Annotated in this window: 4 protein-coding genes; all 4 read right to left on the bottom strand. The window is 37.2% G+C overall.

The window, feature by feature from the left end; translation table 11 throughout:
- Positions 1–66: 66 nt before the first annotated feature.
- On the bottom strand, positions 67–291 hold the full coding sequence (gene hfq, locus BT1A1_RS08275) for an RNA chaperone Hfq (protein WP_034769975.1): 225 nt from the start codon (positions 289–291) through the stop codon (positions 67–69).
- Positions 292–319: 28 nt separating this feature from the next.
- On the bottom strand, positions 320–1,270 hold the full coding sequence (miaA, locus tag BT1A1_RS08270) for a tRNA (adenosine(37)-N6)-dimethylallyltransferase MiaA (RefSeq protein ID WP_034769974.1): 951 nt from the start codon (positions 1,268–1,270) through the stop codon (positions 320–322).
- 275 nt (positions 1,271–1,545) lie between these two features.
- Entirely contained in the window at positions 1,546–3,540 is a 1,995-nt protein-coding gene (mutL, locus tag BT1A1_RS08265) for a DNA mismatch repair endonuclease MutL (RefSeq protein WP_034769971.1), read from the bottom strand.
- 26 nt (positions 3,541–3,566) lie between these two features.
- Positions 3,567–6,239, bottom strand: coding sequence for a DNA mismatch repair protein MutS (gene mutS, locus BT1A1_RS08260; protein ID WP_034769969.1), 2,673 nt, complete (start codon positions 6,237–6,239; stop codon positions 3,567–3,569).
- Between the last annotated feature and the right edge of the window lie 116 nt (positions 6,240–6,355).

Here is a 6,355-nt window from a genome sequence, read left to right as displayed (position 1 = left end):
AGCCTACAAATAGAAAAAGAGGTATGATTTATGAAAACCATACCTCTTTTGTATTATTACTTTCCCCTACTCTAAATCAATTTGCACATTTCGTGACGGGGCAAAAGTTGATATTGCATGTTTAAAAACGAGTTGTTGTTTGCCATCGGTTTCAAATAAAACAGTAAAATTATCAAACCCTCGGACGAGACCGCGGATTTGGAAACCGTTTGTTAGGAATACGGTAACTAAAATATTCTCTTTCCGTATTTGATTTAAAAATTGGTCTTGAATATTGATCGGTTGTTTCATTCTTTGTCCTCCTCATTATTCTCCTAATTTATATATTCGCTCTAAGGTGAAGCTTTCCTGCAACGAAATCAGAAATTTTTTGTAAATTTTTTTCATATTCTTTCAGATTCGTGATATCAAACCACTCGACATCCATCTTATTCCGAAACCATGTCAATTGTCTTTTGGCAAAATGTCTCGTATTTTGTTTTAATTGGTCTACCGCTTCTTCAAGGGTAATTTTTCCGTCAAAGTAAGCGAACAATTCTTTATAGCCAATCGCTTGTGTCGCCTGAACATTTTTGAACCCTTGATCATATAAAGCTTTTGCCTCGTTGATTAGCCCATTTTCGATCATTTGGTCGACTCGTTCATTTATTCTTTTATATAAAATGTCACGATTCATTGTTAAACCAACAATCGCAACATCATATAATAATGTATATTGTTGTTTTGCTTTTAATTCCGCCATCGTTTGTCCGGTCGAAAAATATACTTCTAAAGCCCGGATAACACGGCGCTCGTTATTAGGATGAATTTGCCGGGCAGTCTCCGGATCGACTTTTGAAAGGTATTGATACAAACGTTCAATCCCTTCTAATTTCACTCTTTCTTCTAAAAGGCTACGTATTTTGTTGTTTTTTCCTTGATTAGAAAATTGATAATCATAAATAACAGCTTGAATATAAAGCCCTGTCCCTCCGACAATCATCGGTAAATGATTTCGGTCGGTAATAGCGGAAATTTTTTTTCGGACAAGTTGTTGAAAATCATATACAGAAAAAGATTCATCCGGATTTTTAATATCGATTAGATGATGTGGGATTCCTTTCATTTCCTCTTTGGAGATTTTGGCTGTCCCAATATCAAGTCCGCGATAAATTTGCATTGAATCTCCACTAATAATTTCACCATGAAATTGTTTTGCCAAATCAATACTCAATTTGGTTTTTCCCACTGCGGTAGGTCCGATAATACACAGCAACTTCTCCTTGTTCACAAAAAATCCCACTACTTTCAACACATTTATTTGAAATAATTTCCTGTCATTTTTAGTTTACCACAATAAAATAAATATGTTAAACATCAAACTATTATGTCCCGAAACAGGAAAGATATACCTCACTTTGTCGATTCATGATGGAATTTCGAAAACTTTTTTTAAAATATATGCTATAAAAAGTAAGCGTGAGGATAGAAATGTTTCCGCTAAATTTTACTGCATTTTTAGCCAGATTCGATTAGAGTAAAATTCCATCTTTTCTTCAAGCTTTCTTACATGACCCTTTTGAACATTTTTTCCATTTCATATGTTGAAAAATGAATGATAATTGGTCGTCCATGCGGGCATGTAAATGGATCACTTGTCATCCGCAATGTATCCAGCAATTGCTGAATTTCATCATGACGCAGCCGGTGATTGGCTTTAATCGAACCTTTGCAGCTCATCATAATAGCTGTTTCTTCACGCAATTTTTTAATATCAACTTTTTTCATTGTCAACACTTGTTCAATGATTTCTTGAATGGTTTCTTCTTCTTCACCGCGGGGAAACCATTGTGGGTGATTCCTGATGATAAATGTATTCGTTCCAAAAGGTTCGAGAAATAAGCCGACTTTTTTAAGTTCTTCCAGATTTTCTTCCAACTTAATAAATTCGTCGTTAGAAAACTGGAGTGTCAGCGGGATAAGCAGCTCTTGCAAATCATTTGAAACTTCCCCAATTTTTTCTTTAAAATACTCATATTTTATCCGCTCTTGGGCTGCATGCTGGTCGATGATGTATAATCCTTTTTCATTTTCAGCAAAAATATATGTGCCATGCATTTGCCCGATTGGATATAAGACCGGAATTCTACTTACCGGTTGTTTGGTAAAATCCGGGTTATTATCGAATGGTTCATGATCATCATGAGCTTTTTTCTCATTCGTTGCTTCATCAAGATCAATACCGTTCAAATTTTCCCCAATTGAATTTTCGGTTACTTTGTCAAAATTTTCCTCTTGATTATGATTCGTTTGGTGAAACGATTCTTCACTCTCTTTTATTTCGTTAACCGATTCATGTTCTTTCAGCGATTGCAAAAATAAGCCGGCTACTGTTCTTTCTTCTTTTGTTAATGTGGAGTGTCCATTGTCAATATTGGACCTTGCGACTTTCTCTCGTTTCTGATCAAACGGTTCATCTTGTTGTCCCAAGTTCTCAGGTAAATGATCTAAAGAAAGTGAAATTTGTTCCGATTTTAATTTTTCTTGTTTTGGCGCTTGACCGGCAGGGATCAGTGTCTCTTTTTTGAAGCTCTGTTTAATGGTTTCCGTAATTAATTCTGACAATTCTTTTTCCTTACTTAAACGTACTTCTAGTTTCGCAGGATGAACATTCACATCAACTAAGATGGGATCCATCGTAATGTTCAAGTAAACGATGGGAAAGCGTCCAATGGGAAGCAAGGTGTGATATCCAGCAATAACCGCATTAGAAATTGGATAATTTTTAATAAACCGACCGTTAACCATGATTGAAATATAGTTTCGTGATGCTCTGGTTACTTCCGGCAATGTGATATAACCATCGACTTGAAAATCGAGTGATTCACCGTGAATGGGAATCATTTTTTTGACAATATTTAAGCCATAGATCCCGGCGAGAACTTGCCGGGAATCTCCATTTCCGGTTGTCTGCAGAAGCGTTCTACCGTTATGAATGAGTTTCATTGCAACTTCAGGATGACTAAGTGCCAATCGGTTCATAACATCTGTAATATTTCCTAACTCGGTATGGATGGTTTTCATATATTTCAAACGGGCTGGTGTATTAAAAAATAAATCGGTTACTGTAAAATCTGTTCCTTTTCGGCTCGGAGCGGGTTCAAACAGAAGCTTCGTCCCTCCCTCTACAACGAGACGACTTCCGGGTCCACTGCCGGTGCTTGTCACCAGTTCAACTTTTGCCACCGAAGCAATACTTGGTAAAGCCTCACCGCGAAATCCGAGCGACTTGATACGGAACAAATCTTTTTCATCTTTTATTTTGCTGGTTGCATGTCTTTCAAAAGCAAGGGGTACGTCTTCCGGTTCAATCCCGGATCCATTGTCAATCACCCGGATCTTTTTCAAGCCCGCTTCTTCCACTTCCACTTCTATCATCGTACTACCCGCATCAATAGCATTTTCAACAAGTTCTTTTACAACTGATGCTGGACGTTCAACCACTTCACCTGCTGCTATTTTATTGGAAAGTACTTCATCTAATTGGATAATCTTGCCCATTTTTTCTCACCACCCAACATAATCGTTCAATTTTTATTCAGCTTTTTTTGTAACTTATATAATGCATTCATCGTATCAAGCGGAGTCATTTCTAACAAGTTCAACGATTTTAACTCATCAACCACTTTCTTCTCTTTATTTGTTAATCTGGTTGAAGCCGGTGATTTTGGTTCTTCTTGAAAGAATGATAATTGCTCTATATCCGTAGTAGTTGATTCAAATATTTGTTCCGAATTCATTTGGGTGTCTGTTTTTGCTTCTTCAATTTCTGTCATTTGATCTGGCAAGTGTGACACTTTGGCAAAATTTGGTTTTTCATCCTGATTTTCTAATTGCTGCAAAATTTCTTCCGCACGTGTAATCAACTCCGGTGGTAAGTCTGCCAATTTTGCGACATGGATACCATAGCTTTTGTCAGCAGGTCCTTCTTTTATTTTATGGAGGAAAACAACATGACCGTCTTTTTCTACTGCACTAACATGAACATTTTTCAATTTCTTTAATGATTGTTCCAAAACAGTTAATTCATGATAATGGGTCGAAAAAAGTGTTTTCGCACCGATTTTATCATGTATATATTCGATCATAGCCTGAGCAAGAGCCATACCATCATAGGTTGATGTTCCCCGCCCAATTTCGTCAAATAAAATTAAACTGTTTTCCGTTGCACCACTGATCGCATTTTTCGCTTCCAACATTTCCACCATGAATGTACTTTGGCCACTAATTAAATCATCTGCCGCACCAATCCGAGTAAAAATTTGATCAAAAATCGGCAATTCCGCCTCTTGAGCCGGGACAAAGCAGCCGATTTGTGCAAGTATGGCGGTTAAAGCAATTTGCCGCATATATGTACTTTTCCCTGACATATTTGGACCGGTAATCAATAACATTTCTCTGTCTCCATCCATAAAGCAATCATTCGGTACATAAGATTGGAGATTCATGACCTTTTCAACGACAGGATGCCTACCTTCTTTAATAATTAGTTTTCTGTCTTTTCGAAAAACAGGTTTTGTGTACATTCTTTCCTCGCTGACGGTGGCAAAACATTGTAAGCAATCAAGCTCACTTACTTGTTTCGCCAACTCTTGCAATCTTGGAATATATTCCTTTACTTGTTCACGAATTTCAATAAACAACTCATATTCGAGGTCAACACTTTTTTCTTCTGCTTCCAGAATAATACTTTCTTTTTCCTTTAATTCCGGTGTAATAAATCGTTCGGCATTGGCCAAGGTTTGTTTTCGTTCATAGGATCCATCTTTTGGAAGAAGGTGGAGATTAGCCTTTGTCACTTCAATATAATACCCAAAAACCCGGTTATAACCGATTTTTAACGACTTAATTCCTGTCTTTTCCCGTTCATTCTTTTCCATTTCACTGATCCATACTTTTCCGTTGCGACTGGCATAGCGATAAGAATCCAAGCGGTCATTATAACCATCGCGAATGATTCCCCCTTCCTTTACCGATAATGGAGGAGTTTCAATAATTGCCCGGTCAATCATGTCAGCCAGTTCAGTACATGGGTCAAGGTTTTTCGCCCTTCTTTGCATTTCCGGATCTAAAATAGATTGTAAAATATGTATAATTTCCGGAATTTGCCATAGTGTTGTCTTTAAACTGACTAGATCGCGGGCATTGACATTTCCGAATGCGACACGGCCGGCAAGTCTTTCAATATCATAGACTTGCTTCAATTTTTCACGTAATTCTTGTCGTTCCATATAATGATTTTTCAGCGTGTCCACACTATTTAACCGTTGTTCAATCGCATCAATCGATAAAAGCGGGCGGTCAATCCATTGTTTTAACAACCTTCCACCCATCGCCGTCATCGTTTCATCAAGCAACCAAAGAAGGGACCCTTTTTTTCCTTTTGACCGGATCGTTTCGGTTAATTCTAAATTTCGCTTCGAATAATAATCAATTTTCATATATTGATTGACTTGATAAAACTCGACCGGTTGAATATGATCTAAATTTCGTTTCTGGGTGCGATATAAATAATTAAAGAGACGAGCAATGGTCATTCGTAATTTTTCTTGCGTAATTTTGACCAACTTATCCGAAAATACCGCCGGAATGTCGATACTTTCTTCAAAGGAGATGGCGATAGGGAAACGTTCTTTCATTTGACTTTGCAATTCCTCGGAAAAATCCGGTGAAACAACAACCTCTTTTGTTCTGAACGTGGACAGTTCATTCATGACTTCCTCGAATTCTTCTTGTATCAATGTTACCCGGCTTTCCCCCGTTGATAAATCACAAAAGGATAATCCAAAAGTACCATCGTTAAACAGGGTAATGGATGCGATATAATTATTATCTTTATCGTGAAGGCTAGTCCCATCCATCAATGTACCGGGAGTAATTAACTGAATAACTTCTCTCTTAACCATTCCCTTTGCTCGTTTCGGGTCTTCCATTTGTTCACATATCGCTACTTTATAGCCACGATTTACCAGAGTTTCAATATATCCGGAAGCAGAGTGATAGGGTACGCCACACATCGGTATTTTTTCCTCAACTCCGCCATCTCTGGACGTTAACGTAATTTCCAGTTCTTGACTTGCTTTGACAGCATCTTCAAAAAATAATTCATAAAAATCGCCTAAACGAAAAAATAAAAAGGCATCTTGGTATTCTGCCTTTATGCTCAAATATTGTTGGATCATAGGCGTATATTGTTTCATTTTTGCCCACACCTTTTCCGTTTCATTCTCAAATAATAATTATAACATATCATTATGGAGTTATCATTCGAAAAAATTCATGTTCCTTTCCCTTCATTTTTTTATAAATTTTAAAA

The organism is Caldibacillus thermoamylovorans, assembly GCF_000751775.1.
Taxonomy (GTDB): domain Bacteria; phylum Bacillota; class Bacilli; order Bacillales; family Caldibacillaceae; genus Caldifermentibacillus; species Caldifermentibacillus hisashii.
This window is presented reverse-complemented; position numbering and strand designations above follow the sequence as displayed.

What these genes read in the sequence shown, in the direction of transcription:
- mutL (WP_034769971.1), bottom strand. Translation starts at nt 3,540, where the DNA reads ATGGGCAAGATTATCCAATTAGATGAAGTACTTTCCAATAAAATAGCA.
- hfq (WP_034769975.1), bottom strand. Translation starts at nt 291, where the DNA reads ATGAAACAACCGATCAATATTCAAGACCAATTTTTAAATCAAATACGG.
- mutS (WP_034769969.1), bottom strand. Translation starts at nt 6,239, where the DNA reads ATGAAACAATATACGCCTATGATCCAACAATATTTGAGCATAAAGGCA.